Origin of the sequence: Mesorhizobium sp. M0598, from assembly GCF_040320865.1 — a bacterium.
Taxonomy (GTDB): domain Bacteria; phylum Pseudomonadota; class Alphaproteobacteria; order Rhizobiales; family Rhizobiaceae; genus Mesorhizobium.
The window spans coordinates 14,477-38,540 of the sequence record NZ_JAMYQL010000045.1 but is presented as its reverse complement, the minus strand read 5'-3'; the positions used below and the strand labels follow the sequence as shown (position 1 = coordinate 38,540).

General features: G+C 61.6%; 31 protein-coding genes. 9 read left to right on the top strand and 22 right to left on the bottom strand.

Going from position 1 to position 24,064, the window contains the following annotated elements; translation table 11 throughout:
- Window positions 1–140 precede the first annotated feature (140 nt).
- The 5 genes from NKI59_RS31550 to NKI59_RS31530 are packed head-to-tail and all read right to left on the bottom strand — an operon-like array spanning window position 141 to window position 1,932.
- Window positions 141–464 (bottom strand): hypothetical protein, encoded by a 324-nt coding sequence (locus NKI59_RS31550; protein WP_023675762.1) that lies wholly within the window; start codon window positions 462–464, stop codon window positions 141–143.
- On the bottom strand, window positions 464–667 hold the full coding sequence (locus NKI59_RS31545; RefSeq protein ID WP_352458138.1) for a hypothetical protein: 204 nt from the start codon (window positions 665–667) through the stop codon (window positions 464–466). Before NKI59_RS31545 ends, NKI59_RS31550 begins: the two co-directional genes overlap by 1 nt.
- On the bottom strand, window positions 652–921 hold the full coding sequence (locus NKI59_RS31540) for a hypothetical protein (protein WP_352708491.1): 270 nt from the start codon (window positions 919–921) through the stop codon (window positions 652–654). The genes NKI59_RS31545 and NKI59_RS31540 overlap by 16 nt, the downstream gene beginning before the upstream one ends.
- On the bottom strand, window positions 921–1,133 hold the full coding sequence (locus NKI59_RS31535; protein WP_352708490.1) for a hypothetical protein: 213 nt from the start codon (window positions 1,131–1,133) through the stop codon (window positions 921–923). Before NKI59_RS31535 ends, NKI59_RS31540 begins: the two co-directional genes overlap by 1 nt.
- 1 nt (window position 1,134) lies before the next feature.
- Window positions 1,135–1,932, bottom strand: a complete 798-nt coding sequence (locus tag NKI59_RS31530) for an N-acetylmuramidase family protein (RefSeq protein ID WP_352708489.1) — start codon at window positions 1,930–1,932, stop codon at window positions 1,135–1,137.
- A gap of 158 nt (window positions 1,933–2,090) precedes the next feature.
- Here NKI59_RS31530 and NKI59_RS31525 point away from each other — a divergent pair, with 158 nt between their 5' ends.
- The 5 genes from NKI59_RS31525 (at window position 2,091) to NKI59_RS31505 (ending at window position 4,282) form a co-directional block, all read left to right on the top strand.
- Complete coding sequence (locus NKI59_RS31525; RefSeq protein WP_352564268.1) at window positions 2,091–2,276, top strand: hypothetical protein; 186 nt, start codon at window positions 2,091–2,093, stop codon at window positions 2,274–2,276.
- 502 nt (window positions 2,277–2,778) lie between these two features.
- The gene (locus NKI59_RS31520) at window positions 2,779–2,946 is read left to right on the top strand and encodes a hypothetical protein (protein ID WP_023675755.1); all 168 of its coding nucleotides are present in this window, start codon (window positions 2,779–2,781) and stop codon (window positions 2,944–2,946) included.
- A 154-nt stretch (window positions 2,947–3,100) separates the two neighbouring features.
- The gene (locus NKI59_RS31515; RefSeq protein ID WP_352458145.1) at window positions 3,101–3,274 is read left to right on the top strand and encodes a hypothetical protein; all 174 of its coding nucleotides are present in this window, start codon (window positions 3,101–3,103) and stop codon (window positions 3,272–3,274) included.
- 233 nt (window positions 3,275–3,507) lie between these two features.
- The gene (locus NKI59_RS31510; RefSeq protein ID WP_352579388.1) at window positions 3,508–3,729 is read left to right on the top strand and encodes a hypothetical protein; all 222 of its coding nucleotides are present in this window, start codon (window positions 3,508–3,510) and stop codon (window positions 3,727–3,729) included.
- 1 nt (window position 3,730) lies between these two features.
- Window positions 3,731–4,282, top strand: a complete 552-nt coding sequence (locus NKI59_RS31505; protein ID WP_352708488.1) for an acyltransferase — start codon at window positions 3,731–3,733, stop codon at window positions 4,280–4,282.
- On the opposite strand, the gene NKI59_RS31500 is transcribed toward NKI59_RS31505, so the two are convergent.
- The 14 genes from NKI59_RS31500 to NKI59_RS31435 all read right to left on the bottom strand — a co-directional run bounded on the left by NKI59_RS31500 (window position 4,271) and on the right by NKI59_RS31435 (window position 20,620).
- Entirely contained in the window at window positions 4,271–4,984 is a 714-nt protein-coding gene (locus tag NKI59_RS31500; protein ID WP_352452700.1) for a class I SAM-dependent methyltransferase, read from the bottom strand. The genes NKI59_RS31505 and NKI59_RS31500 overlap by 12 nt on opposite strands.
- A 33-nt stretch (window positions 4,985–5,017) precedes the next feature.
- Complete coding sequence (locus tag NKI59_RS31495; RefSeq protein ID WP_352579390.1) at window positions 5,018–5,239, bottom strand: hypothetical protein; 222 nt, start codon at window positions 5,237–5,239, stop codon at window positions 5,018–5,020.
- 3 nt (window positions 5,240–5,242) lie between these two features.
- A complete protein-coding gene (locus NKI59_RS31490) occupies window positions 5,243–8,446 on the bottom strand; it encodes an SGNH/GDSL hydrolase family protein (RefSeq protein ID WP_352708487.1) in 3,204 nt (1,067 codons plus the stop codon).
- 159 nt (window positions 8,447–8,605) lie between these two features.
- A complete protein-coding gene (locus NKI59_RS31485; protein WP_348625922.1) occupies window positions 8,606–8,980 on the bottom strand; it encodes a hypothetical protein in 375 nt (124 codons plus the stop codon).
- A 1,096-nt stretch (window positions 8,981–10,076) separates the two neighbouring features.
- Window positions 10,077–10,304, bottom strand: a complete 228-nt coding sequence (locus tag NKI59_RS31480) for a hypothetical protein (protein ID WP_352708486.1) — start codon at window positions 10,302–10,304, stop codon at window positions 10,077–10,079.
- 298 nt (window positions 10,305–10,602) lie between these two features.
- A complete protein-coding gene (locus NKI59_RS31475; protein ID WP_352708485.1) occupies window positions 10,603–10,890 on the bottom strand; it encodes a hypothetical protein in 288 nt (95 codons plus the stop codon).
- A 15-nt stretch (window positions 10,891–10,905) separates the two neighbouring features.
- Window positions 10,906–13,527 carry a hypothetical protein gene (locus NKI59_RS31470; RefSeq protein ID WP_352708484.1) on the bottom strand — a complete coding sequence of 874 codons (2,622 nt, stop codon included), beginning with the start codon at window positions 13,525–13,527 and terminating at the stop codon, window positions 10,906–10,908.
- On the bottom strand, window positions 13,527–14,018 hold the full coding sequence (locus tag NKI59_RS31465) for a hypothetical protein (protein ID WP_352452691.1): 492 nt from the start codon (window positions 14,016–14,018) through the stop codon (window positions 13,527–13,529). Before NKI59_RS31465 ends, NKI59_RS31470 begins: the two co-directional genes overlap by 1 nt.
- A gap of 2 nt (window positions 14,019–14,020) precedes the next feature.
- On the bottom strand, window positions 14,021–14,692 hold the full coding sequence (locus NKI59_RS31460; protein ID WP_352708483.1) for a hypothetical protein: 672 nt from the start codon (window positions 14,690–14,692) through the stop codon (window positions 14,021–14,023).
- A 215-nt stretch (window positions 14,693–14,907) separates the two neighbouring features.
- Window positions 14,908–17,364, bottom strand: coding sequence for a phage tail protein (locus NKI59_RS31455; protein ID WP_352708482.1), 2,457 nt, complete (start codon window positions 17,362–17,364; stop codon window positions 14,908–14,910).
- Entirely contained in the window at window positions 17,361–17,963 is a 603-nt protein-coding gene (locus tag NKI59_RS31450; RefSeq protein ID WP_352708481.1) for a phage connector family protein, read from the bottom strand. The genes NKI59_RS31455 and NKI59_RS31450 overlap by 4 nt, the downstream gene beginning before the upstream one ends.
- Window positions 17,964–18,249: 286 nt before the next feature.
- A complete protein-coding gene (locus tag NKI59_RS31445) occupies window positions 18,250–18,495 on the bottom strand; it encodes a hypothetical protein (RefSeq protein WP_031211513.1) in 246 nt (81 codons plus the stop codon).
- A gap of 203 nt (window positions 18,496–18,698) precedes the next feature.
- Window positions 18,699–19,688: a Coat protein gene (locus NKI59_RS31440; RefSeq protein ID WP_352708480.1), complete on the bottom strand. Its 990-nt coding sequence runs from the start codon at window positions 19,686–19,688 to the stop codon at window positions 18,699–18,701.
- Between the two features lie 23 nt (window positions 19,689–19,711).
- Window positions 19,712–20,620 carry a hypothetical protein gene (locus NKI59_RS31435; protein ID WP_352708479.1) on the bottom strand — a complete coding sequence of 303 codons (909 nt, stop codon included), beginning with the start codon at window positions 20,618–20,620 and terminating at the stop codon, window positions 19,712–19,714.
- A 98-nt stretch (window positions 20,621–20,718) separates the two neighbouring features.
- Between NKI59_RS31435 and NKI59_RS31430 the strand changes: the two genes are divergently transcribed.
- Window positions 20,719–21,141, top strand: coding sequence for a DUF7674 family protein (locus NKI59_RS31430; RefSeq protein WP_352708478.1), 423 nt, complete (start codon window positions 20,719–20,721; stop codon window positions 21,139–21,141).
- A gap of 11 nt (window positions 21,142–21,152) precedes the next feature.
- On the opposite strand, the gene NKI59_RS31425 is transcribed toward NKI59_RS31430, so the two are convergent.
- A complete protein-coding gene (locus tag NKI59_RS31425) occupies window positions 21,153–21,725 on the bottom strand; it encodes a hypothetical protein (protein WP_352708477.1) in 573 nt (190 codons plus the stop codon).
- Between the two features lie 110 nt (window positions 21,726–21,835).
- On the opposite strand from NKI59_RS31425, the gene NKI59_RS31420 reads away from it, so the two are divergent.
- From NKI59_RS31420 to NKI59_RS31410, 3 genes are all read left to right on the top strand, one after another.
- Window positions 21,836–22,024 carry a type II toxin-antitoxin system HicA family toxin gene (locus NKI59_RS31420; RefSeq protein ID WP_352621462.1) on the top strand — a complete coding sequence of 63 codons (189 nt, stop codon included), beginning with the start codon at window positions 21,836–21,838 and terminating at the stop codon, window positions 22,022–22,024.
- A gap of 4 nt (window positions 22,025–22,028) precedes the next feature.
- Window positions 22,029–22,430, top strand: a complete 402-nt coding sequence (locus NKI59_RS31415) for a type II toxin-antitoxin system HicB family antitoxin (RefSeq protein WP_352453777.1) — start codon at window positions 22,029–22,031, stop codon at window positions 22,428–22,430.
- A 193-nt stretch (window positions 22,431–22,623) separates the two neighbouring features.
- Window positions 22,624–22,941 carry a YMGG-like glycine zipper-containing protein gene (locus NKI59_RS31410; RefSeq protein WP_352453776.1) on the top strand — a complete coding sequence of 106 codons (318 nt, stop codon included), beginning with the start codon at window positions 22,624–22,626 and terminating at the stop codon, window positions 22,939–22,941.
- A gap of 525 nt (window positions 22,942–23,466) precedes the next feature.
- Here NKI59_RS31410 and NKI59_RS31405 read toward each other — a convergent pair.
- Entirely contained in the window at window positions 23,467–23,781 is a 315-nt protein-coding gene (locus NKI59_RS31405) for a hypothetical protein (protein WP_031211512.1), read from the bottom strand.
- Window positions 23,782–23,789: 8 nt separating this feature from the next.
- On the bottom strand, window positions 23,790–24,062 hold the full coding sequence (locus NKI59_RS31400) for a hypothetical protein (RefSeq protein ID WP_352708476.1): 273 nt from the start codon (window positions 24,060–24,062) through the stop codon (window positions 23,790–23,792).
- Window positions 24,063–24,064: the final 2 nt, after the last annotated feature.

Below are 24,064 nucleotides of genomic sequence, written 5' to 3'. Positions count from 1 at the left end.
ACACACACCCTCCTTATGCGGCGCCCGCAGTTCTTTTGTAATCCCCCCATGCATCGATAGCCAACCACACAACGCGCGGCCGCTGCTGGCGGCGCCCCGGGCTCCAACTGAACGTCACTATTTCGTCGGGCTTGGGCGGCTTACTCCTCCTTCACCGGCCCGAACCGGCGCACGATCATTTCGAAGACGATGTCCGAAATCCACATCGCCGAGACGCCGATGAGGAACGCCGCGGCGAGCGTCGTGGTGTCGTCGTCCGGAGAAGGAATAGGCAGGCCGGCGGCGCGGAAATAATGCACGACCGGCAGCGTCAGATAGGCCGCCGCCAGCGCGCCGCAGATCGGCGAGGCCACCATCTCGCGGACCTTGTAGCGGTGGCGCGACAAGGCCCGCAAAATGCCGCCGGAAAGGCCGGCGACCAGGACCGGTGCCTTGATGCCCAGGACGTCGAGCAATTCGTGCATCATGGCGTCCACCCGCACCATCTGGCACCCTGCCCGTTGAAGGCGTTCATCTCGTCGAGCTCGGGCCGGGTCATGGCGGCGACCACGGCCGCCGATGGCCGGCGCGGCTGGTTGTGGTCGCACCAGACCTGGCGCGGATTGCCGGCCGGCGTGGTTGTCGCGCAGCCGGCGAGCGCCAGGCAAAGGATCAGCGCTTTGCCCATTTCTGAGCCTCCGCTCTTGCTGCCGCATCGGTCATGCCGGCGGCCGTGCGCCCTTCGGCGGCGGCCTCCCGGTTCATTTCGAGGCGGTCCTCGGCGGCCGCGACTTTTGCCTCGGCCTGTTTGACCGCCTCCTTCTTCGCCCGGTTGATGCCGCCGGCAACGTAAAGGCCGATGCCGCCGGCCGCAGCAGCGAATACCGTCATGACGACCTTGTTGCCGAGGATGGCGCTGAGAATGCTGAGAAGCGCTGCCATCACAGATCCTCCGCGCGGCGACGGCGAAGGAACTCGGTCAAAACGCCGTTGATGACGAGGAACCAGGGGAACCATTCCCCCGGGATGATCGGCGAAAGAACCTGCGGGCCGACATAGGTAACGATGGCCGCGATGACGCCGATGGCCGCCTGAAGCCGCGCCCAGAATATTGTTTCGCTGTCGCGGAAAAAGCTCTTGATCCGGGTCCACATGTCATTTCCTTCCAAACAGTTTCAGGATGGCTGATAGTTTCAGGATGGCTGCGATCAGCGCTGCCCAGAAGCCGGGCTTGGCGACAGCCACAGAAGGCGCAGAGGGCGCGGCGGTCGGTTGTGGAACGGCGATTGGCTTCGCGGGCTCTGGCGGGGCTGCGGGGACAACCGCGGATGACACCGGACCGGCAGATGGCCAGGGCGTGTCCTTGATGCGCGACCATTTGCGATAGGCCTCGGCAAGCCTGGTATCGTAGGAGTTTTTGCGATAGCCGGCGCCGTTGTAGCCCTTGGCGAAGCCCGTCCAGTCATGGTTGCGCAGATTGTCGTCGAGCTTGTTCGTCTTGATGAAGTTGATCGCGGCCTCAAGCTGGGCTTCCTCGTCGGCCATCATGGCTTCCACCATGGCCTGCACTGTCGCAAAGCCGGCGGCGGCGTGGTTTTCGCCGAGGACCTGACCCAGCCCCCACGAAGCGGATTTGAGCGCCGCGGTTTCGTCGATCGCACAAGCTGCCCTGAGCCGTGGGTAGCTATCCCTGGGATAGGGCTTTGCGCCCCACTTCGGATAAGCGAGGCCGGCGGCTACCGCTTGTGCCCGCTTGGCGCCCGACAGGTTGCGGTAGAAGACGTGCGGTTCGAATAGGATGACCGGCCGGCCAACGGCGTCGAAGCCGTGCCCGCTGGTTTCAACATCGAGGAACGCGTGCATCTCGTCCTCGCCGACGCCGATCCGGGCACCGAGTTTCGGCAGATCTATGTCATCGAGGCGCCTGGCGGCGCCCCTGAACGTCATGTCCATGGGCAGTCCTTTCCGCCCTCGCGGGCAAGGTTTTGAGGTTGAAAAAGCAGATGCGTGGCGGCAAAGCAGAATTGGGCGACAGCCCGTGCCGATGTTGCCGTGGCAAGGAAGGTTGATGTTTTCGATCTGCCGTGTGAAATGGCCGCGGGATGGTGCACATGTCTGATGATGAACAAACCGCTGCGGCGCGCTGGTCGGTGAAGTCCGAACTCCGCGCCGTCGGTCGCGACAAGCCGCTGCTCGCGGTGCTGGCGGCGATCCTCTGCCTCTATTGTGCGTTTATCGCCGGACCGATCGTCTATGCGGTACTGGCCATCAACGGCATTGCGGATTTCTTCAAATGAAGCCAGTTCCGGCGATCTCGCTCAGGTCCCGGTTCCTGCGTCTACCGCGCCCGAAATTGCTCGACCTGGATGAAATTGCTTAGCCGGGATGAAACTGTTCCCGTCTATCGTTCGTACCTGTAGCGGGTACGGGAGGACACGTGACGATAAGAATCAGGCTTCCAGGCGGGACTTTGAAGATCAAGAAAAGGGACGAGCTGCGGCGCCGCGAGCAGAATCGCGAGGTGCCGGTTTGGCAGGTCGGCAATTACTTCGTCATCTGGTGGCCGAGCGGCGTGTCCGATCGCCCATCCTCGCCCAGAAAATCCTCGCCGAGGAAATAGCCCGCGCACCAGACGATGCCGACTGAGCAATGACGCCTCCGTGCGGGATCGGGAACGGCCGCGCGCGCCCAAACCTCAAGACCGCTCGACTAGTCCCAGAAATAGTCAGCGGGCAGGCATTGACTCTTCCGCAGCGGAAGGTCTCTGATGCTGCATTGCACAATGGGGTGGCGGAATCGATGGCGGTGCGTATCAGGATGCCTGGCGGCACACTGAAGGTGAAGGTGTACCGCGAATTGCGCGACCGCGAACGCGCCCGCCGCATACCCGTCGTCAAGATCGGCCGGATCTATTTCACCTGGTGGTCGAACCGCCAGCGCCTGATTGATGATCAGTCGCCAGGATAAAGCTCCTTCGGCCGGCCCTGCCCGCCCGGCACCGCGAAGCCTCCGCAGCTCGCAAAATAAGTTGATGACCCTGCTGTTGACTCTTCCGCAACGGAAGGTCTCTACTTACCGCATTGCACGAAAATTGCTGCGTTGCACAACGGGAGTTGGACCGATGGCAGTGCGTATCAGGTTGCCGGGCGGCACTCTGAAGATGAAGACCTATCGTGAGTTGCGGGCCAGGGAACGCGACCGCCGCGTGCCTGTGATAAAGATGGGCTCGCTGTATTTTGTCTGGTGGTCGAAATCCCAGGACCCGCACCAGAAGCCGCAGGACAGCAGACGGTAGCGGCTCTGCCGCGGTGGGTCTGGGTCGGCGATGAACCCTAGCCGAAATACTGCCTCCCCAAGGATTTCTTGTCGAGTTGCCGTGCGATGTTGGTGCGACCTCGAGCGACTCCCGATCTTCTGACGCCTTTCGGCGATTTTCAAGCAGCGTCTACAGTGGCGGACGCGGTCGTCTCGCAAGCTTGCAAACCGCCGCCGCTTGTCGCAATAGCTAGGCCGTAAAGAGACGCATGGATGATGGAGGCTGACCTGTCTATTGCGAACAGCCGATTTCGGTTGTCGGCTCAGTTAGCCGACGAGCCACCGATCCCACGTGCAATTATTGATTCGGACCTCGAAGACGCGGCGCGGGCATTCTTCGAAGGGGTATCTGAACACCAACATTGGAAGCATTTCTTCGAGCGATCGCAGCTTTTCGCTGAGAGGGTGCGAAAGTCGCGCTTCGGCCGCAACTGATATGCCATTCGTTCCACCATTCCTCTACCGCCTAGCCGGCATCAACTCCGGCCCCGCAACGAAGCTAAGTTTGCGGAGCGTCCGCAGTTTGCGGCGAGGCAAGCATGCGATCGGCGAAGAATGCATCATCAACAGCGTCTTTTCCTTCGATCGCGCCGATGCAAAGATCACCGTTGGAAAAAGATCCTATATCGGCAAGAGCCACCTCGTGGCGGCTGAGAAGATCGAAATCGGGGATGACGTGATCATTAGTTGGGGTACCACAGTCGTCGATCACAACTCACACGCGACGGGTTGGCAAGACCGCAGGGAAGATGTCGCCGACTGGCATCAGGGAAAAAAGGACTGGTCAAAGATCACCATTGCGCCAGTGAAGATTGAAGACAGTGTTTTTATCGGCTTCAACGTTATTATTCTCAAGGGCGTAACGATCGGCAAGGGATCGGTCGTTGGTGCGGGCTCTGTCGTCACGAAAGACGTGCCGCCCTTTAGTATGGTCGGCGGTAATCCTGCAAAGCAAATCGGCGGCGCTGCTGCTAGATCAGCGACTTGAGCACAGAGCTCCGGCCATGTAGGCCATGCTGCGCATCGCCGTCTTGGGTGCAAACCTTAGAAATTCGGTCCGCAGTCTGTGTTTTACCCATCCTTTTTTTTCGCCAGCCAGGTGCTGTTCATAAGCGAGGTCGTGCGCAAAAACCTTTAGCCGTTCGACCTTTAGCCCAGACGTTTTGAGAAGGTTTTCAAACGTTTGGGTCGTGTAGAAGTTGATATGCCCATACGGCCCTGACATCCGAATGGCCTTGCTGAGATCTCGCGTATGCTCCAAAGGCACTTCAATATAGAGCTTCTCGCAGACCCGAGCCGCCTCCCTCAGAAACATCCGTTCGTGCTCGACGTGTTCGACGACGTGAATGGCAAGCCCAAGATCGAACGACTTGTCGGGATGAGGGATGTGATAGCCGTCGAATACGTCGATGCTGTCCAGTTTGGCGATTTTTCTTGCCTTGATGGCCTCGACGCCGCTCTTCGAAATCTCGACGGCGCCAAGCTTCTTACCGAGCCCCTTCCTGTTCAGCTTATCCAGCACCGCACCTTCGCCCGCCCCGATGTCAAGAATCCTGTCGAAGAATTGGCCTTGAATGACCGCTTCGATGTGCCCGACCGACTGGTTTGAAGCTATGTCCCGTTTTGCGGCTACTTTTCCATCGGCGTAATAGTCGTCATAGATGTCGATGATGCTGCCGGCATGCGCCATGGGACAATCCTCCAAGGATAGCCCCCGCCGACCTCATCCTGCCATTGCCTGCGAATGGCGTCCAGCGTCGACTACGGCGCCGCCTACCCAGACCTCAACGAGACCCTCAATGTCGCCGTCAGGAACCGGGATTTCGCGGCTGTGTGCCGGATCCTTCGGCTTTGCGACCATGATCATTGCGCCCACCACCAGCCATTCCTCGCCCTCCTCGAGCTCGGTGATGATTTCGCCCTTATGCTGAATAGCGAATGCCATTGCTTATCCCCTTTCCGCGACTTGTTCGATGAAGCGCAGCGCATTGCCGTCATGGCCGGCATCGTTGAAATGCAAGCCCTCTTGATAGTTTCCCGAATTGATGTAGTCGAAGCCGTCGATCGGGATGGTCAGCACATTGCGCGATCGATAGGTCTGACGGATTGCGCCAAGGGCGGCATCATAGGTCCGACCGCCCGTGTAGCTTGCATCCCATGCGGCTGACGGCCGCGTCGGCGGCATCACAAGGATACGCGGTGCAGCGGCCGCTTCCAACGTGTTGATGATTGTTGCGATGTTTGCCGATATCGTGGCCGGCGGCGTGCCAAAGCTGTCATTGATGCCGAGCGCCAGGATGGGCACGATCTTGCCGCCGGCGTAGCCGCATTGAGCGGCGGCCGATGTAAGACGCGCGGTGTTGAATGACGAGAAGGCATAGCTGCCGTGTGCCGCGCGCAAGGTGCGCAGGCGCGGACGCGAGCCGGCCGCCTTGACGCCAAGCCTGATGAGCCCGGTAATCTCGACAGGACCGCCGACAGCCGTAAGAGTGTAATTGCCGCTTGCCGCCTGCCCGGTGAGCGAAGGCCCCGAATACTGATCAAGCGCCAGGGCGCCGGCGCAGTTGACGGTTTTGTACGCCGCGCCGCCGTTGAAGACAAAGACAAGCGATCCCTGAGCGGCGTCCTGAGTGTAGTGGACGTCGACCTGTTCATAGGTGCCGGTAAACGCCAAGGACGCGCCGGCGGCGAGGATGATGCTCTCGCCGATCGGCCCGCGCGACCCTGTCAACACGCTCCCGGCGACGGTGACGCCATAGAAAGTCGGAAGATAGGTAGAGCTTGGCCGCAAAGCAGTCATGCCCGGTTCATCGTCGGCAATGCCGATATTGGCAAAACGCGTAACCAGGTTGAACCAGTGTTTCGGCCCGTCGCTGGCAAGCGCCCAATGGCCGATGCTATCGGCGATCAGGCAGAGCACATCGTTGTTGGCGATGTGTTCGGCCATCGTCGCGCGAAAGCCGTCATAGAGATTTTGCAGCGACGGCCGGCGCGGAATGAAGAAGCGCTTACTGTTGACGGCCGGCTTGCCAGGTCCCCAAAAACCGTCGCCAGATGCGGGAATGGCCGTCAAGGCGAAATTTCCAGGCGGCACATAGGGATTGGGATGAGCGCTCGCCGCGGACGCAAACAGCGCGGTCGCATCGACGACGACGTTCGGATCGGCGTCAGCCAGCAGGTTCATGCCGGTATTGCTGGCGCCGCCGGTCAAGGCCCGGTCGGCATCGGCGAGCAGACCGGTCTTGATCGTAAAGCGGACCTCGTACCGATGCTGGGCGGACGATGCTACGGTCGCGCCATTCGACAGCGCGCCTGATTTGATCCATGCCGGGATGCCTTGCGGGTTGACGTTGTTTTGAAATTTGTAGGCGCCACCGCTGATCGCCGGATATTTGCCGGCTGGGATTGGGATACCCAGCGGGATATGAGCGACCCCGTTGACCAGCGTCACCGCATATGTGCTTAGGACATTGACCACCAACCCGCCGAGATAGTCCACTACATGAATGAGCGCAGCGCCGGCGCCAGCGCCAGCGCCAACGTCGACCGCTGTAATATGGCCGTCGGCCGGCGCTGGCGTCTGCATGACGACGCTGTAGCTGCCCGGAACGTCCGACCCCGTGTTGACCAGCGTCGGCCAGCCGATTTCCTGGCTAACGCCGACAGCGGAAACGAGACCGTTTGCTGTGGTATAGGCAGCACGCGCCTTGACGGCGACTTCGCCGGTGAAGGTCGCCTTCCACTGCGGACCATTTACAGCGCCTATAGTCTTGGCAGTGTGCGAGGCCGGAACCGCCGCCGTGAACCACTCGACTTCGCCGTTCGGAATTGCCCCGGCAGTGTAGTACCAGCTACCAGCGCCAGTGCGCTGGAGGCCCATGACGCTGCCGGCAGGCTTCAGGATCGAAAGCCCTGAAACAACAGACGACGGGCCGGCTGGAACCGACATTGTCTGGTCGGAAACCAGGCTAAGCGTCCCGTTGTCCTCGACGTGGGCAATAACGATGTGGGCTGTCCCCGGCACGATGCCAAATCCAAGCTCCAAGGTCGACAGATATTCATCGACCGTCGACAGCGATCCAGGCCAAAAATAGACGCTGTCGTTCGTAATCACCGTGCCGCCGACGGAACCCGTGATCGGAACGCGTCCGACGATCCTTGAGCTGATCAGGGCAATTTCCGCCGTTGCCGCGCGAACGCCCGTATCGGCCGCCACAGGCCCGGCCGTGACATTGTACAGCCCAAGCACACCAGTCGAAGCTTCGGTCCAGAAATACTCGCCGACATCGACATTCCTGCCCAGCACCGCCGCGGCGGCGGCGCCGGCGAGCCCTGCCGACGCCGCAAAACTGAACGTCGGCGCCACTGTGTAGGAGCCCGGCGCCGTGATCAGTATCTGCGTCAGCGCGCCGCCCGCCACGACGAAGCGGCCGGCGGCGCCCGAACCGGTCCCGCCGGTAAACGCCAGGTCGAACGTGCCGTTGGCGCCGCCCGAGCCCGCCGTGATCGCACCGTTGCCGACGACGCCGAAGCCGATTGCCGCCGCCGTCGTCGGGAAAATGCCCTTGCCGTAGAGCGAAGCGTCGCGTGCAGCCTGGGCGCTGATGACTGCGGCGGCGGCGGCGACGGCATCGGAATTGGTCGCAGCCCGGTCGGCAGTGGTTTGGCCGGCATTCGCGGCGGAAGCGGCGGCACTGGCGGTTGCCTGGCCGGCGCTGGCTGCGGCAGCATCCTTCAGCGCCTGGGTTTCATCGCGCAGCGCTTCGACCTCATCGACCACGTCCACGATGTCGGGCGGAACGGATGCGGCGATGGTGATGGCATCGGCGCCGACGGCCGGCTCGTCGGCCGTGAACTCGAACACGCGGTCCGCATTGACCGATCCGATCTGGGTACGGACCGTCGTGCCCTTCTGCAGGGTGCGGGTAGTGCGGGCGTCGGCGGCGCGGAACCATTCGCCTTCGCTCGCCGTGTAGATGCCGTTCTGCGTCGGGTCGGCCTGGTCCTTGACCAGCACGCGGTCGCCGATTTCGGCCGGCACGCCATCGATGGCCTGCAGGCCGTGCAGGAGGATGTCGGCCGTGGTTGCGAGGCGCACGGGTTCGCGTTCGCCGGTCAGGAGGCGAACGGCGGCAGTTGCAGGTCGGGACATGAGGGCTTGCTCCATAAAAAAAGCCCCGCATAAGCGAGGCTGGAAGGGGTTCGGTGCTGTCGGTGGGAGACTTAAGCTACGCGGCCGGACACCGCGCTATCCGGCGCAGCCGGTGTATTCACGGACGATTTTGCGGATAGTGAGCAGCGCGGTCCAGGGCTATAGCAGCCCGCCAATGAGCCTTCTTGTCCCGCCCATGGCCGCCAGCCCGCAGGCCATGCCGGCGCAGTCGGCGACCCAGTCGAGGATATCCATATCGCGCGCGATCAGCTGGGCGCCCTGAAGCAGCTCGATCGCCGCGCCGGTAAGAGCGAGGAGCACGACCAGCCTCGTCTTGTGTTCCGGCCAGCCGAGGCTTCCGAGCGCCGCCAGCACAGCGAACGCCGCGGCGTGGTTGAGCTTGTCATGGTGGAAGGTGAAGCCCATGTCCAACTCCTGCAGGAAGCGCACCGGCGAAAGCGCGAGCAGGAGAACGCCGGCCAAGGTAAGCAGAAAAGCGATCCTTGCCATGGTCGGAAAAGTGTCTGTGCGCAACAGGTCAATCCTTCATCTGAAACAGGAGGCGATCCGGACCGCCAAACTGACCGCCCGGCGGTTAGCAGGCCATAAGCCAGCATCGTGACCACAATCAGACCGCTGGCCCGATAGTGGCACCAAACCCCGGAGTGGTTGCCATCGCCGGAGTGGCGTACTCACCGGTGATAGCGCCAGCGCTGACCCGGTCGAGCCGACTGCCGGGCCTGCATCAGCGACGAGCGACGGAGCGTGGCTGTACATCACTTTGGGAGCAACGGAAGCAGTTCTCGTCAAGGAACCGACGGCGCTTGCCGACAAGCGGCAACCGATCACTCTCGAAGTTCCGGCAATACCCTTTCGTCGAGAAATTTGAGACGGCTATCCAACATTTCGGCGTTGGCTGGGCTAGCCGGCACATTGACCGGGATTAGATCTGCCACCGAGTCCCCCCGTCGCGCAGCTTCGACCCACTCTTCCATGGCGCCGATATATCCATCCAGCGCCTCGTATGGAGTCTTGGCGTCCACAGCCGGCAGATATGTCAGGGGCACATCGCCGACGATTACCCATATCCATGGGTCAACTTTTGGCCTGCCCGGAACAATCTCGAAGAGGAAATATAGATTATGCCATCGGCACCGTATCCAAGGTACTCCCCCTTGATGTCTGAAACCCAATCATAGAAATCAAGATATTTTCGGGCTTCCAGACGTGCAGCATCAAGCTCTTCATCGCCTGTGCTTTTGTCAGCCGACGGCAAGCGGGTGACGCTAGTCAAGTCGGGTTTGACGTCGCTATAATTTCTCTCGACCACTTGTGTTCCCTTTCATTTCTTGCTTGAGCCATCTTCTTCTTGCCCAGCGAGCATAGTCTCTTGCATCGCCATGGTGTTTAATATGATCTGCTCTCGCACGATGCGTGATGTTTGAGAGGTGATCTGCCCCCCGTCGGCCAGCGCTTTCTCGTGAGACACATCCATATTCCGGCCCGTGGGCTGATTGGTCCTTGCCAGAACGCTCCGTGCGAAGTGACGCCCCGGTTTCTTGCACCGCTGTCGGCTCCGCCGCTCAGCGTCGCAATCACCCATGTCAACCGTTACAATTGGAAGTCGAAACTAACTCCGCTCCGATTCTGGGTGTTCGTCGAGGGTTTTGCCTCGCCTCCATGGCGAGGTTTTTGTCTCGCGCCAAGCATACCAGCCGTAAGGTAAATCAGCCAACTGCATAATAGTCTTGTCTTTTTCAACCATATTTTTCAGGCTTATGATCATAATATCGCTTTCATCGAAATCTTCGGATTCATCCGCGTGAAACTGCCATGATCCGTCATCATCATCATGCACGACGCGAGCAACCCACCCACCATTGCGTATAGCTTTCCTGTTTACAAAAACAGCTACGTTCTGGGGTCTTCAAACTCCCATTTAGTCATCACAGCGCCTATTTGTTCCACTTTCTCTGTTTCGAATTCTTGCAACCATCCTTGCATTGGTGTAACTATTCGATCCGGGAGTCTTTGTCGGATCAACTGGAATAAGCGGATCGATGTGATCAAACTGTGATTCGTTGGCGGAGGAGTAACGCCTTTTTTACTTTCACCGGGTCAAAGCAGAGTAAACTCCGCTACCATTCAGAATGTGTTTAGGTGATTTTGTCGCGCTTCCATGGCGAAGACTTTGTATCGCGCCACGCACGCCAGCCTAACGGCAAATCCGCCAACTGTGCAACAGTTCCATCAAGCTCGACCACCTCGACCAAGGCCACTAAAATTAGGTCATCCTGATCAACTTCAGCTTCATTTCCGTAGAATTGCCACGACTCATTATCGTCGCCGTCATCATCATGTGACACATACGCAATCCAGCCGCCCCCCCTAATATCTTCCGAGTCGAAATAACGGCTGTGTTTTTTGGGTTTTCGAACTTCCATTCGGTCATATGTCACCTATTTGTTCGATTTTTCTATATTCTCAAACCCAGCCGTAAGACGAAGATTTTTATAGCTATTTGATCCTGACGATTTTGTCTTGTCAGCGGGATTAACCGGATCTATGTCATCGATATGAGCTTCATTTTTTTGAGGAGTTACGCCTCTTTTGCTTTTCTTTGCTGGAATTATTTCTATACCACTCTCATCCGATCTCAAAATTCCATCATTCACCCTTTTATTTTCCTCGAAAATAGCTATCCTCTGCTTCTTTGTTGGATCCTTGCCGGACGCAACGTTGGGAGGATCTTCCAAATGCGTATAGGGCCTCCTTATTTCTCGGGCCTTGCCGGTCGAGATCGGAATCTCTTCTGCATTGACAGAAACCGGGGGAGCCCCACTATCCAGTACGATATCAGGTTTAGCATTCGCAGAACGCCCGGCAAGCCTTGCCAACACCTGGCTGCCAACGGCACTGAGCCCTTCGGCAAGGACATTGCCGCCCGCCCCCCAAAGCGCGCCGTTGGCAATTCCCCAGGGGACGCTCTGTCCTGTGTTGAAGGCGTATGCCCCGCCATAAGTGCCACCCGCCACACCCCCGACGCCAGTTCGGGCAGCAAGACCGATCAAGCCGTTCTCTGCCGCCGCGCCAACGCTTGCCCGGCCCAGCAAACCGAACAAACTCTCCGCCAGGCCATATCCGCTTAAGCCGGTGCCGAGGGCTTCCGCCGCCCAACCGGCCGAGCCGGCCCGGTCCTCGGCGTCCTCGGTCTTGGCCTGTTCATCTTCGAGGAGGTGCTGGTAGTTTCCTCCCGACCAAACGGAGTCCAGCCCGGCGGAGATCGCATCCGCACCGCCGGCGGCCGCGCCCTTAGCCGTGAGGCGGCCGACATCCGAGAACGCCAAGCCGAATTGCTGTAGCCACGGCATGGCGCTGTACTGGGCTTGGGCCGGATGTTCCCCGATCCACGCCAGCCCGTTCTTGAGCACCGCAACCTGGGCTTCCAACGACTCTGGCGCGACGTTCGGATCTTGGGCGGCCTCGGCTCGCCACTGGGCTTCCGCCGCCACAGAAATCTGTTGGGTTGTCGCCTTGCGGGCATCAGGATCGCGAACCGCCAGGACGATCGAACTCAATTTGGCAAGGCGCTTTTCGAACGGCACACCTTGGTCGATGTATTTCGCCGCCTGCTGGCCAGCTACGGCCCAGGGCATTGGCAGTATTCGGTCGAAGCCCAACTCCTGCTGAGCAGCGACGGCCCAGGTGACGGCAGCCTTATAATCCTCAGGAGCTGTGATCTTATCCCAGTCCGGAGCATGGTTCGGGAACAGTTGGCCGACGTAACCGGCGGGATCGGCGCGCCTGGCACCCAGCACCAATTGCGCGGCGCCGGCCCTTATCTCATATTGCTCCCGCTCTTCCGGCGAGCCGTAGGGGCCGGGTTCAAAATCCCGAATCTCGGCGTGTATCGCCTGGTTCGGGACGGGTCGCATGTCGAAAACCGCGCGGCCGATATCAGCCGTTATGTCGAAGGCTTGGAGACGCTTGCCGCCATCTTCGGCGCCGTACACGGCAGTGAAGTCTTCGGCACCCGGTGTCTTGCCAGAATAGCTGCCGGTATTGGCAATGGCAGCCGGCGCGTTCTGCAAGGCGAGGTCGATATTCGTGCGCGCATCGACCAGGCTTGCGGCAGTCGCTACTTGCGCCTTCCGGCCAAGATCCTGAACCGTGTCCGGCGACAAGTCGGCAATCCAGGGTCCTGCGGCAGCCCAAGCCGTATTTCCGACGGGCCCCACGGAACCCGTGCGGATAGGTGTTTCGTCGGACGGAAGGCCACCTACGGGCGCTTCGCGCGTCGCCAGCACGCTGGACCCACTCGCCCGAGGTCCGCCCACAGCTTCGATGGTATCGTCCTTAGTCCTGCCGTCCGTTGAGACCGGCCCAGTCCCCAGCACCTCCGCAGCGCGCTTCGGGTCCTTGGCGATCATCGCCTGGGCGAGCGCCTTTGCCGTGTTGCTGCGCCAGGCGGCCTCGGCGGCTTGCCGGGCAAGCGGGTTGCCCATCTTGCCGATCAGCTCGAGCCCGCTCTGCCTGATCGCCTCGAATGTTCCTGTGTCGTCCGGGTCGCCCTGCGCGATGGCGCTTGTGTAACCGTCCTCGACCTTGCTCCACTCGGCCTGCTCATAGTTCTGGCGCCGCGCGTGCTGCTGCGCGGCCATGCGGGCCGAGCCGGCGAGACGCAACGCCTGCTTTTGCGCCAGGAAATTGGCGCGTTCGCCCTCCGGCACTTTCGCTCCGGTGTCGTCGAAGATCTGGTCGAACAGGCCGGGCTTGACGGCGCCGTCGCTGCGCGGATCGAGTTGGCCATACATGAAGTCGTGCAGGCCGCCGCCGTCGGCCGGCGCGGTCTGCACCGCCACGGCCTCGGCGTGGGCGATGCGTGCGTTCAGCTCGCGGCCGATAATGTCGGCGTCGAATGCATCCTGCTGCTGCTTCTGCTGCCGGAAGCGTTCGGCTATCGCCGACAGCTCGTCGCCAAAGCCTTGCATGGCGGCGCCCACCGGCGAGCCGTTGGGATAGGAGGCCACAGTGCCGGTGTCGAGGCGGCGCTGGGCAAGCTGGAGCGGGATGGTGGCCATCAGTAGAGGCCTCCACCCGGCGCCGGCGGGAAGGCGCTTCTGCCGAACGTCACCGTCTTGGCCGGGTCGTAGAGGCCGGAGATGCCCGACACGAGGTTGCCGCCGGCCTTGAAGATCGAGGCGCCGACCGCCTGCCTGCCGGAAAAGCGCGCGATCGCCGCCTGCGTGGCGAGACCGTTCTGGCGCAGCTGCGAGCCGTACTGGATCGCCTTGAGGTCGAGCTGGCCCTGCCTGGCATTGGCTGCCAGCACCTCGGTCGGCGAACCTGCGATGGCGACGCCCGAAGCGCCGGCCTGGGCACGCGCCTGGGCCTGCAGCAGATCCTGCTTATGGCGCTCCTGGCCCTGCTCGAAGGCCGAGCTTTGGGCGTCGGCCCGCGCCTGCTGTTCATAGGCTTTGGCCTGGTAGTCGGCCATCTGCTTGGACTGCTGGCCTTCCGCCAGCGCGCCGCCGACCGAAAGCGCCGTACCGATAAGAGCTAGTGTGCACATGGTCAGCCTCGTTCGCCGGCGGGAATGAATTTGCTTTTGATGCCGTCGACCGGCGCACCGATCGAAGGCCGCCGGTCGAGCACGCCGCCGGGGCTGAGGAAGGACAAAAGCAGCCGGTCGGCCTGGATCGCCGGGCGGCTGAGACGCGACGGCGCGGCGGCCCGCGGGCCGGCCATGGCGGTGCGCCGGATGGTGGTCAGGTTGATATTCAGGTCGACGGCGCCGTCGGCATCGAAAAGGCCGTTGGCGGCGATGATGGCGCGGCTCAAGACATCGGCCGCGAACAGCTCCTGGCGCAGCTGTTCGATCAGCCAGTGGACGGTGCGCCAGCGCTCGCCGAGCGTCTCGGCCTTTGTCCTGACCTCGTCGCCCGGCGCCGGCGTGGCGGCGACGGCTTCGGCGGGGGGTTCGTCCAGGGGGGCGCCAACGCGGCGCTCGTCCGCGTCCTCGATGGTTTTCTCGATCAGCGCGATTTCAGCGTTGCAGTCGTCCAATGCGGCACGCGCCGCCGTCAAATTGCCGGCGCCGAAGATCGCGTGAAACTTTTCCGTTTCCAGCTCGCCCTTGCGGGCGATCGCATCGTTGAGGTCGGTGTCGAGCAAGGCGCGGATGGCAGCGAAATCGGCAGCCGTCCGCGCCCTGCCGAGGTCTTCGGCATGGGGGATTTGAGTCACGGGTGGGTTCCTTGGTTGGGGAAGCGATGGAGGACGGAGCGAGTGATCTCCCCCCTCGAGGGGGAGATGGCCGGTAGGCCAGAGGGGGTCGTCTCGCGTGGGGCGCCGGCGTTCTTCCCCCGCGATGGAGGCGATAGGAGGCCGCGTCAGGACGAACCGACCCCCTCTGTCGCCTTCGGCGACATCTCCCCCTCGAGGGGGGAGATCAGCAGTTCCTAAGGCTCGGCGTCGAACACCGGTGTCATCGCCCTGATCGTGCAGGGCGTTGGATTGACGTGGCGGATCTTCACCCGCCCCTGCCCTTCCCAGCTATTGGCGATTGGCACCTCGACATTGCCGGTGAACAATTTCGCCACGCCGTCGGGTGCAACCACGGACGGGATGCGAACCTGCTCCCAGCGGCCGCGGATGAACGACTGGACCTGAAGCCCGGTTGTGTCGGTTTCCAGCAGCGAAAGAATGAGCTTGGCCACCTTCTTGCGCCGCCCGACGATCGATCCGTCGCGGCCGCCGACATCGAGCTCCAGCGTGTTGGCTTCGGACTGGTAGCCGAGCCCGACCTGCCATTTGGCTGCCGTAGTCCCATCGGGCAGCGAGACCGCGCCAGCGGCCACAGCAAGGCCCTTGTAGACCTTGCCATCGGCCAGGACGTCGGCTGTTTCGCCGTTGAGATGATCAAGCCCTGAGACCGTGCCCACAGCGACGCCATCATAGGTCAGGCCGCAGTCGACTTCGAATGCATCGCCGATCCCGCCATACTCAAACGGCGCGGTCTTTATTTCGATATAGCGCCTGGTCACGCCGCCGATCGTGCGTTTGACGATCAGCCAGAGATCGTCGTTGCCGTCCTGGCCGGGCGTCACCACGGCGCTTTCGACAACGGCCCAGTTCGATCCTGCGAAGCTTCCGGCGATCTGGTGGATGTGCATGCCGCGAACGTCCTGCGACGGCTGGTGCGTGTAGCCGCCGAGTTCGCCATCCCCGAGCGGGAACCACAGCAGCGGATCGGGGTCGGTCTGGAAGGCGAGTTCGACGACGCCTTTCTTGGGAATGTGCTCCGATATTTGACCGACATCGTCGGAGCTGAAGCGGCCGGTGGCGTTTTGCGTCAGCTCGGCGATCGATTTCCGCGAGCGGGTGACATAGAGGAACGACTGTCCCGCATCGACAGGACGCAGCGGGGCACAACCGAAAGTCCGCGACCGGCGGTTCTTGAACGAGGACGGCGTCAGCGCCTCGTCGATGCCGGAACCCGACAGCGCCCTCACCCCGCCAAGCGTTCCGATGATCAGCGCGCCGTCCGATTCCGCCACCCACGTAATGTCATTGGCCTGGCCGCCGCCGGCCTGCACGAATTCCAGCGCGTCGGTGTCTTTCTCGCCGGTGGCGAAGTTGTCGAAATCGCCGGTTTGCGAGGCATAGACCGAGAATTTGCGGCTGAACGCCAGGCGCTCCTCGTAAAGCGAACCGCTCTGGACATACTTGCCGGGCACGAACGTGCCGAGACGCCAGCGAATGATCGGGCTGAGATCGGGCAGAGCATGCCCGTACAAATGGACCGTGACCACCGTGGTGCTGGTCCGGGCAACGATCTTGGCCCAGCGCCAGAAGCCATCCGCGCCAAGCAGACGAATGGCGCGGCCGATATCGCTGGTCTGGAAGCCGATGCCGTCGTTGATGCCGACGATCGAGGAGGCCGAAAGATCGAACGGCGTTTGCGACGGCGCGTATTCGTGCAGGGCCAGTTCGGCGATAGCGGTTCCGTCGCTGCCGCCACCTGAAAACAGCAGCTGATAATATTCGTAGGCAACCGTGTTGTTGAAGCCGTCGAAGAAACGGGTTTCCGACTTGGACCAGCCCGTCTCTCCGTCCCGGCTGTCGAGCGTCGTCCAGTCGGTGTCGTTGTGCGAGGCCTGGAATTGCCACTGGGTCGGCGATGCAGTGTCTGAGTGATCATTCGTGGCGGTAATCCAGTAGGCGTCGACCGTCTTGGCCCCGCCGCCGCCGAACTGGTAGCGCAGATACCCGCTCGGAAAGCCCGCTATGTTCTCCCCCTTCTGCTTGTCGCCATCGAACACCTGCCACACGTCGGATGAGCCGTTGCTGTTGCTGACCGTGCCGCTTGGCAGCGTATTCGCGACCATGACCGGCATGGCGTTGCCGGTTGCGGCCGGCGTTAGCGTCGTGGCCGTGGTGTTGATCTTGTCGTATGGGCCGTCGAGAAAGACGAAATCGGCGAGCGTCCAGGTCGTGTGCGCGGTGCGCGTCAGCACTTTGACCGGATGATCCTTGTGGGTGATCCACATCTGGTCTGCCGACTGGACGAATTGCAGGTCGAACAGATCGGCCTCGGGATAAGGCGAAACGACTTCGACCGTGCCGACGCGCGCGCCATAGGCATAGACGCGGATGTAGAGATCGCCGAATTCGAGCGCATAGGCCTGATCGGCCGAGAAGATGAACGGGATCAGCCGTGTCGCCTTTGACGGAGCCTTCACCTGCGCGCAAAAATACGTGCCGCCGCGTTTCCTGATGCCGCCATGCGGCAGCGTGACGAAGTTCGTGCATTTCGACAGCGCCGCCCGGTAAAGGTCGAGCGAGGCGCGAGCATGCAAGCGGGGAGAAATCTCGCCGCGGATGAAAGCATCCTGGACCGGATAGAGCGTGGTCATCGGCCGACGCCCCGGCTGTCGCCGCGCTGGAAAGCCCAGGACGTCGTCGAAAATCTGCCGCCGCGCTGGATCGCATTGGCCGAGTAGGCGGCGTCCAGCGCCCTGTCATAGGCGCTACGGGCGACGTCGATCATGCCGGACTTGTGGGTCAACGGATGGGCGATCTTGATGGCGAGCGCCGCAACCAGCACCTCGGTGAACAGCGCGTCCCAGTCGTTGGGGTCGGTCAGATTGGCGACATAGCGGATGACGCGCGGTCCGGCCTGATCGGAATAGACCAACCCGGCCTCCTGCCGCCATGAGAGCGGAACGCCATCCGGCTCGCCATTCCCTGTCAGCGGCAAGGGCCGCAGGCAATCGGCGGGAAGCTCATAGGCGAAGTTCAGCGTGCCGGCGCCGCTGCCGGTGTCGAAGCCGGCGACCGAGGCCGCCAGGATGGCGAAGACAAAGGCGTGCTTGGTCAATTCGGCCTCGCGGGTCAGGTCGAAATGCAGATTGAGCAGGCGTGCCGCCTTGGCGTCCTGGTCGAGGCTGTCGATCGGCGCCTCGTCGAGCACGGCGAGCGCCATGTTGGCGATGTCGAGCGGGGTGATGGCCATGGCTCAGGCCTCCGGCTGTGTGATTGGTCGGGGAAAACGGGGCATGGTGCCTCCACGGCAAAAAGCCGCTTCGAAGCGGCTGGGATTTCTTGTGATTTTGGCTTGGGCGGAACGTTGCACGTCTCGTGCATCGAACGTCACGACGCCAACCGCCCGTCAGGAAGCGGGTGGCAGGCGCTGCGTGATCCGCCTCTTTTCCGTTCGAAGCAAGGAAGACGGCAAAGCTTCGGTTGTTGCAGTTTCACGACACCGCCGCGCAACGCGGCGATGTCTTGCCTGAATTGTGTCAGCCGACGTGTGCGCCGGTCGAGATCCCTGTTTCAGCTGACTTGGCAAAGACGCTTGCTTTCACCCTTCCGGCACCTCCCGCCAAAGCCAAGCCCCTGTCCAGGGCGTCCTGAAGACTTGGCGTGTAGTAGGCGGTGTCTTCCAGGCCGCTGAAGAAGTTTATGCGATGAACTTCCCCTTTCTTGCTCATGACAATGCCCGCTTTTCGGAGCACTTCCTGAACTGTTTTGTATTTCATGTTCATGGTGACCTCCCTTACCAAGACAAGGCAGCATCGCCCTTTCTTGTAACTGTTTGGTGCCGTCGATTGGCCAAAGGGCAACATGAATGTTGTAGCGAACGCCAAAATTCACATCACTCCGACGCAGCGCAGCGGGTGAACTTGGGATTCGCCGACCTGGTGTCCCGAAGGGGCGGGACGTCTGACGCCCGCCCCTTCCGGCCGGATCAGGCCTCCGTCGTCTTCAGCGCGATGAACGTCATGTGCTTGACGCTCGACGCCGTGCGGTCCCAGTTTGCCGCCAGTGCTAGCTCGGCATCGGTAGCGAATTCGCCGGCCGAGGACGCGTCGAGAAAGCGGGTGCCCGGCACATGCGGCACGAAATGCCGGCGGCCGACCATTTCGGTGACGCCGCCGCCATGGCCCTGCCGCGGCTTGCGGTCGAACTCGAGCGGGCCGCCTTCGGTGTTGACCGGCAGCTCGTTCCACAGGATTGCCTTGTCCTTGAACATGAACGCCGTGTAGACGCCGCCGGCAACCGGAATGTCGTCGTCGACGACGGCCCTGAGCCCCATGTAATAGGGGATCAGCGGCCCGCCCTGCTCGGACGACGGCACATAGTCGATGAGGTCGGCGAGCTTCAGCGCCTTCATCTGTTTGGAATGCATCCAGATCGTCTTGAACTTGTCGGCGCGGTCGCCCATCAGGTAGGCGGCCTCGATGATGTCGGTGTCGACGATGGAGGCGCCGGTGACGCGCACCAGGTCACTGCCGTCATTGGCGATGTTGTCGGCCAGCACGCCTTTCAGTATGCCCAGCAGCGTCAGCTTGTTGGCGCGCTGCCAGTAGTCGGTCTGGCGGCGCACGACAAGCTTCTGCGGATCGTCGCCGGCAAGGATCGAGGTCAGATCCGGGATGCCCCAGGCCTGCGCACGCACATTGCGGACCGCGACTTCGCGGCGCGCGCCGATCTTCTTCATCTCGATCGAGTCGGCCGGGTCGTCGTTGACCGGCTCGGACGGATCGTTGCCGAGGTCCTTCCAGCCGGGCATGTCGACGGAACGTCCGCCCAGGCTGAGCTTCGAGGCGATCGACGGGTCGGAAAACAGGATCCCGGCCTGGTAAATCTCCAGCGACTGGACGTGCTCCTCGAACGAGTATTGCGCATAGACGGACGGAACGATCGCGTCCGCGATACGGGTATAGGCGTCTGCCATTTTTGTCTTCCTTCAGGTTTGGGTTAAAGAGGATTGTTGGGCATCCACAGGTCGGGATTTTCGCCGGCCTCGCGTGCCAGCCGCCGGGCGCGGGCGGGGTCGCTTTTGACCAGGGCTGAGATGCCAGTCAGGTTGCGCTCGCCGGCGGCATTGCGCTTGAAGGGATTGCCTCCGCTCAAGGCTGCGCCGCCGTCGATCGTGTCTTCGCGGAACATCGCCTCGCCAATGGCGTGGAACGCCTTGGCGATCTGCGGGTCGGTCAAGGCACCGTCCGGCAGAAGGATGCCCTTCGCCTTGTAGGCATTGACCAGGCCGAGCTTTTTCATCGCCCGGTTGGCGACCTCGAGCTTCTGGCGAAAGCCATCGCTGCCGGTCGGTCCCCAATCCCTGACGAGGTCGTCATGGGTGGTCTCGACCGAGCGGGCAAGGGCGATCTGCTGTGCCTTGGCCTGCTCGGCCATATAGCCGACGAAGCGGTCGTGGTACGCCTGTGCGACCTTCGGGGTAGCACCTGCCTCGACCGCCCAGGCCTTGGACGCGTTGGCGAGATCGTCCGAATAGGCGAAGTTTTCGGGGAGCCCGTCGGGGCGCCGGTACTCGACCTTCTCGGGCGAGGTCAGCGGACGCATTGCCTCGGGCAGCCGGGCATGGAACCTGTCCCAGTCTTCCGCGGCTGCATCGGCTGCCGGAACGCGCGGGCTCTCGCCCTGCTGCCGCTCCAGCTCCGCATAGGAGGCGAAGACCCGATCGAGGCTTTCAGGCTTGGTCCAGCCCTTGGTTTCAGCGAGCTTGCGGTTGCCTTCGGAAAGACCGTCAAACCAGCTTGTGGCCGGAGGCGGGGCGGACCCGTTGTCTCCGTTGGCCGGTGGCCGTGCAAGGTTGCCCGCCGGTGGCGCCGCCACCACGGACCCGGCGTCTGCCAGATCTGTCATGAGAAGATTCCTTTACTTAGGGTTCAATGAAAAGTGCCGGCTGGTTCAGCCGGGCTTAAAGCTTGCCAGTCCGGAGCTGCCGCGCGAAAAGAGGCAGCATGACCGGAGAGAACGAGGCCGCAGATTTCACCTTCGACGGCTCGAACATGTTCGAGCCGCTCATGGCGGCCGATCCGTCGTTCCGTGGGCAATGGGACAGATTCCACGATGAATGGCGCGATGAGGCGGAAGAGCCGCTGTATCTTGCCTTGTCGGAGCTGGCTCTCCACCTGATTCACCATCTCGAAGCTGGAAAGACAGATCGCTTCAGCGACATTTTCGATGTCGTCGAGCGCTGGATCGTCGAAGGCAATCGCCACGTGCGGGAAGCCGCGATCGTCGGGCTGCTCGACGATCTGCAGAACCCAAGCCTGCATCGCAGCACACACCCCGACCATTTCAAGCCATGGCTGCGGCCTCAGTCGGCTATCTGGTGGGCGAAACTCTACGCATTCTGGTCCGACGGAACGCCACTGGTCTAAGCCGGCCGGCCTCAGGCATTATCGCCCCAGTTCTCCCAGAGCAGCGTGATGGTGCCCGACACCGCCAGCGTGCCGTCGGCGTCGATATCGGTGCCGGTCGCAAACGCCAGGTTGAGATAGAGGTCGACCGGCGTCGCGGTGCCGTCGAGCGTCAAGGCTGCGGCAACATCGGCAATCGATGCGCTCGACGGCGCGGCACCCGCGCCATCCAGCGTACGGCCGGTCGCGCCCAGCACATTGACCATGGTGCCGGCAAGCACCGCGCTCGATGCTGCCGTCGAGCCGAGCGACCAAGTCAGCGCGGCATTGTCGTTGACGGTCGAGGCGCGTGGCGTCAGCACGGCGAACTGCAGTCTTGCCGTGCCGCCCTTGATGCGGACCTTGCCATCGAGAAAGTCGAAGAGCTTCTGGCTGGCAAAGCCCTGCGCATCGCTGACCGGCACCGGCATGGCATTGAACGAAAAGACGGTGCGGTAGGCGCCGCCCTGTCCGGTCGTCCTGGCGGTAAGCCCCGCCTTGGGCGGGGCAAGGCCGGCTTCTCTGGCGGCGGCACGCGAAAGCGTCCGGGCGAGACCTCGGGTCATTTGGTATCTCCATTCTTGCGGGATTGAAAACGGGGTCGGCTGGGCCGCCGCACGCAACAGCGGCAAAAGCTCATGGACATTTGGATCAGTTATGTGTATCTATACACAACATGAAGAGCGCCGATGTCATTCACAGGCTGTTGGCGGATGGCTGGTACGAAGTGGCTCGAAAAGGAAGTCACGCCCAGTTCAAGCACAAATCCAAGCCGGGCCGGGTGACAGTTCCGCATCCCAAGCGCGACATCCCGATCGGCACTCTCAAGAGTATTGAAAAACGATCCGGCGTGAAGCTGAGGTAGAGAAATGCGGAACTATATCGGATTGATCCACAAGCAAGCGGACAGCGACTTCGGCGTCTCCTTTCCCGATTTTCCGGGCCTGGTGACAGCCGGCGTCAGCCTGGATGATGCCCGCGCCATGGCCGGGGAAGCACTGGCCTTTCATGTCGAGGGGCTGGTCGAGGATGGCGAAGCCATTCCCGAGCCGTCCTCCCTCGAGGAAGTGATGTCGGACAAGGACAATCTGAGCGGTGTCGCCATCCTGGTTCCCTTGAAAGCTGAAGCTGCGAAGGTCGTGCGTGTCAATGTCACCATTCCGGAAGATGTCCTCGATCAGATTGACCGATATGCGGAGCGCCACGGCTACAGCCGATCCGGATTTCTGGCCGCTGCGGCGAAAAAGGTAATGCAGATCGAGGCAGCGTAGCGCTCTCTAAGGTCGACTGGAGATGAAGCTCTTCGGGTCTTGTTCGGTTACTTTCTTTGCGGATCAGGCCGTCAGACAAAAACAACCATGTCTTATTTCGTGAGGCACGGTGCCTATGTTCCGCCGCAAATGCGACCGTACTTGGCAAAATCGGCCCGTGTATTAGCTCATAGGTTCAAGGGAGTACCAGACGATGACCATGTCCAGAGCCATTGCCGCCATGCTGGTGACTGCCGCATTGGCAGGCTGCGCGCAGACCGAAGCACAGCAGAGAACCAGCACGGGCGCGCTGCTCGGCGCCGGCGCCGGCGCGCTTGCCGGCCAGGCGATCGGCGGCAACACCAAGAGCACGGTCATCGGTGCCGGAGCCGGCGCCTTGCTGGGCGCCGTCGTCGGCAACGCCACCACGCCGCAGCCGCGCAGCGAACAGCTTTGCCGCTATCAGGATCGCACCAGCGGCCGCATCTACACCGCCCCCTGCGACGACCGCTATTACAACGGCGATTATTGATTGGTTCTATGGGGAGAAAGCTCTGAAATGCCGGCTCCGCCCCTCACCTGCCCGCCGGTATCCTCTCCCCGTAGAACGGGGAGAGGGCGCAGCGTCAGCCTCGCGCATCCGTGTCCCTGACGATTTGGTCCTTCCGCTGATTAGAGGTCAGCGCTATCGTCGGCTATCCAAAGGGGGCGACGATGCGATTTTTGATGACCTCACTGCTGGTTGTTTGTTCGGTTTCCGCACACGCCAGACAGGCTGTCAGCGTCGAGCGGATCGGCGATTGTCTGGTCTTGCCGGTAACGGCGGTCGACAATCACGTCAAAGCCACTTTCGAGGTGACACTGGACAAGGCCGGCAAGGTCTTATCGGTCGCCGTTGCATCCTATGAGCCACATTCGGAAGCGGCAGCGGAGGCGGCCCGGCAGCTTTCGAAATCGGTCCAGCGGTGTTGGCCGGCAGGCGTCAAAACGAGTCCAATGCGGATCACAGTGGATTTGAGCGAAACTTAGCTACTGCGCAATCTCAGAGAAGACCCGTTCAACCCACGAAATTTTCGTCCACGAACATCTCCGCAAATTTCTGCGGTGTGAGAGTTACATCATTGTCGCGGGCGATTTTGAGGTTCCTTGCCCACATATCCCGGATTGCTGCCGGCATTCCCTCAGGCATGTGCATAGACTGGGCTATTGCGTCATGCCATTGTCCATCGCCGCCATAGATAGATTGCAGTTTGGGGCCCATCTTTTTCAAGCCATCCTCCGACTCCTGAGAAAGTTCTCCGATGGCCCAGAGCACATAAAGCTCCAGTAGCCTAAGCAGCGGCTGTCCATCATAACGTGGGTCAGTCGACATATTACCTCTCATGCATCATAGGTGGCGTAATAAATGAGTCTTTCACAGATCGCGGAAAGGCTGGGCCTTTCGTTCAGCGACGCAACCCAGGCCTCGATAACCTCGATCGCAATGTGGATTTCGAGAAAGTATGTCAGGCCCTCTTTGGCTGCCTCCGCTGGCACCAATGCCCCTTCCGGCCCAGTTGCAACCATTGCGTCTGAATCTTCGGTCCAAGGCTCCGACACATAAATCGTGTCCTCCTCGTCAAATTCCGGCAACCGTCCAACGATATCCAGCAACT

What these genes read in the sequence shown, in the direction of transcription:
- NKI59_RS31550 (WP_023675762.1), bottom strand. Translation starts at nt 464, where the DNA reads ATGCACGAATTGCTCGACGTCCTGGGCATCAAGGCACCGGTCCTGGTC.
- NKI59_RS31545 (WP_352458138.1), bottom strand. Translation starts at nt 667, where the DNA reads ATGGGCAAAGCGCTGATCCTTTGCCTGGCGCTCGCCGGCTGCGCGACA.
- NKI59_RS31540 (WP_352708491.1), bottom strand. Translation starts at nt 921, where the DNA reads ATGGCAGCGCTTCTCAGCATTCTCAGCGCCATCCTCGGCAACAAGGTC.
- NKI59_RS31535 (WP_352708490.1), bottom strand. Translation starts at nt 1,133, where the DNA reads ATGTGGACCCGGATCAAGAGCTTTTTCCGCGACAGCGAAACAATATTC.
- NKI59_RS31530 (WP_352708489.1), bottom strand. Translation starts at nt 1,932, where the DNA reads ATGGACATGACGTTCAGGGGCGCCGCCAGGCGCCTCGATGACATAGAT.
- NKI59_RS31525 (WP_352564268.1), top strand. Translation starts at nt 2,091, where the DNA reads ATGTCTGATGATGAACAAACCGCTGCGGCGCGCTGGTCGGTGAAGTCC.
- NKI59_RS31520 (WP_023675755.1), top strand. Translation starts at nt 2,779, where the DNA reads ATGGCGGTGCGTATCAGGATGCCTGGCGGCACACTGAAGGTGAAGGTG.
- NKI59_RS31515 (WP_352458145.1), top strand. Translation starts at nt 3,101, where the DNA reads ATGGCAGTGCGTATCAGGTTGCCGGGCGGCACTCTGAAGATGAAGACC.
- NKI59_RS31510 (WP_352579388.1), top strand. Translation starts at nt 3,508, where the DNA reads ATGATGGAGGCTGACCTGTCTATTGCGAACAGCCGATTTCGGTTGTCG.
- NKI59_RS31505 (WP_352708488.1), top strand. Translation starts at nt 3,731, where the DNA reads ATGCCATTCGTTCCACCATTCCTCTACCGCCTAGCCGGCATCAACTCC.
- NKI59_RS31500 (WP_352452700.1), bottom strand. Translation starts at nt 4,984, where the DNA reads ATGGCGCATGCCGGCAGCATCATCGACATCTATGACGACTATTACGCC.
- NKI59_RS31495 (WP_352579390.1), bottom strand. Translation starts at nt 5,239, where the DNA reads ATGGCATTCGCTATTCAGCATAAGGGCGAAATCATCACCGAGCTCGAG.
- NKI59_RS31490 (WP_352708487.1), bottom strand. Translation starts at nt 8,446, where the DNA reads ATGTCCCGACCTGCAACTGCCGCCGTTCGCCTCCTGACCGGCGAACGC.
- NKI59_RS31475 (WP_352708485.1), bottom strand. Translation starts at nt 10,890, where the DNA reads ATGGAAGTTCGAAAACCCAAAAAACACAGCCGTTATTTCGACTCGGAA.
- NKI59_RS31470 (WP_352708484.1), bottom strand. Translation starts at nt 13,527, where the DNA reads ATGGCCACCATCCCGCTCCAGCTTGCCCAGCGCCGCCTCGACACCGGC.
- NKI59_RS31465 (WP_352452691.1), bottom strand. Translation starts at nt 14,018, where the DNA reads ATGTGCACACTAGCTCTTATCGGTACGGCGCTTTCGGTCGGCGGCGCG.
- NKI59_RS31455 (WP_352708482.1), bottom strand. Translation starts at nt 17,364, where the DNA reads ATGACCACGCTCTATCCGGTCCAGGATGCTTTCATCCGCGGCGAGATT.
- NKI59_RS31450 (WP_352708481.1), bottom strand. Translation starts at nt 17,963, where the DNA reads ATGGCCATCACCCCGCTCGACATCGCCAACATGGCGCTCGCCGTGCTC.
- NKI59_RS31445 (WP_031211513.1), bottom strand. Translation starts at nt 18,495, where the DNA reads ATGAACATGAAATACAAAACAGTTCAGGAAGTGCTCCGAAAAGCGGGC.
- NKI59_RS31440 (WP_352708480.1), bottom strand. Translation starts at nt 19,688, where the DNA reads ATGGCAGACGCCTATACCCGTATCGCGGACGCGATCGTTCCGTCCGTC.
- NKI59_RS31435 (WP_352708479.1), bottom strand. Translation starts at nt 20,620, where the DNA reads ATGACAGATCTGGCAGACGCCGGGTCCGTGGTGGCGGCGCCACCGGCG.
- NKI59_RS31430 (WP_352708478.1), top strand. Translation starts at nt 20,719, where the DNA reads ATGACCGGAGAGAACGAGGCCGCAGATTTCACCTTCGACGGCTCGAAC.
- NKI59_RS31425 (WP_352708477.1), bottom strand. Translation starts at nt 21,725, where the DNA reads ATGACCCGAGGTCTCGCCCGGACGCTTTCGCGTGCCGCCGCCAGAGAA.
- NKI59_RS31420 (WP_352621462.1), top strand. Translation starts at nt 21,836, where the DNA reads ATGAAGAGCGCCGATGTCATTCACAGGCTGTTGGCGGATGGCTGGTAC.
- NKI59_RS31415 (WP_352453777.1), top strand. Translation starts at nt 22,029, where the DNA reads ATGCGGAACTATATCGGATTGATCCACAAGCAAGCGGACAGCGACTTC.
- NKI59_RS31410 (WP_352453776.1), top strand. Translation starts at nt 22,624, where the DNA reads ATGACCATGTCCAGAGCCATTGCCGCCATGCTGGTGACTGCCGCATTG.
- NKI59_RS31405 (WP_031211512.1), bottom strand. Translation starts at nt 23,781, where the DNA reads ATGTCGACTGACCCACGTTATGATGGACAGCCGCTGCTTAGGCTACTG.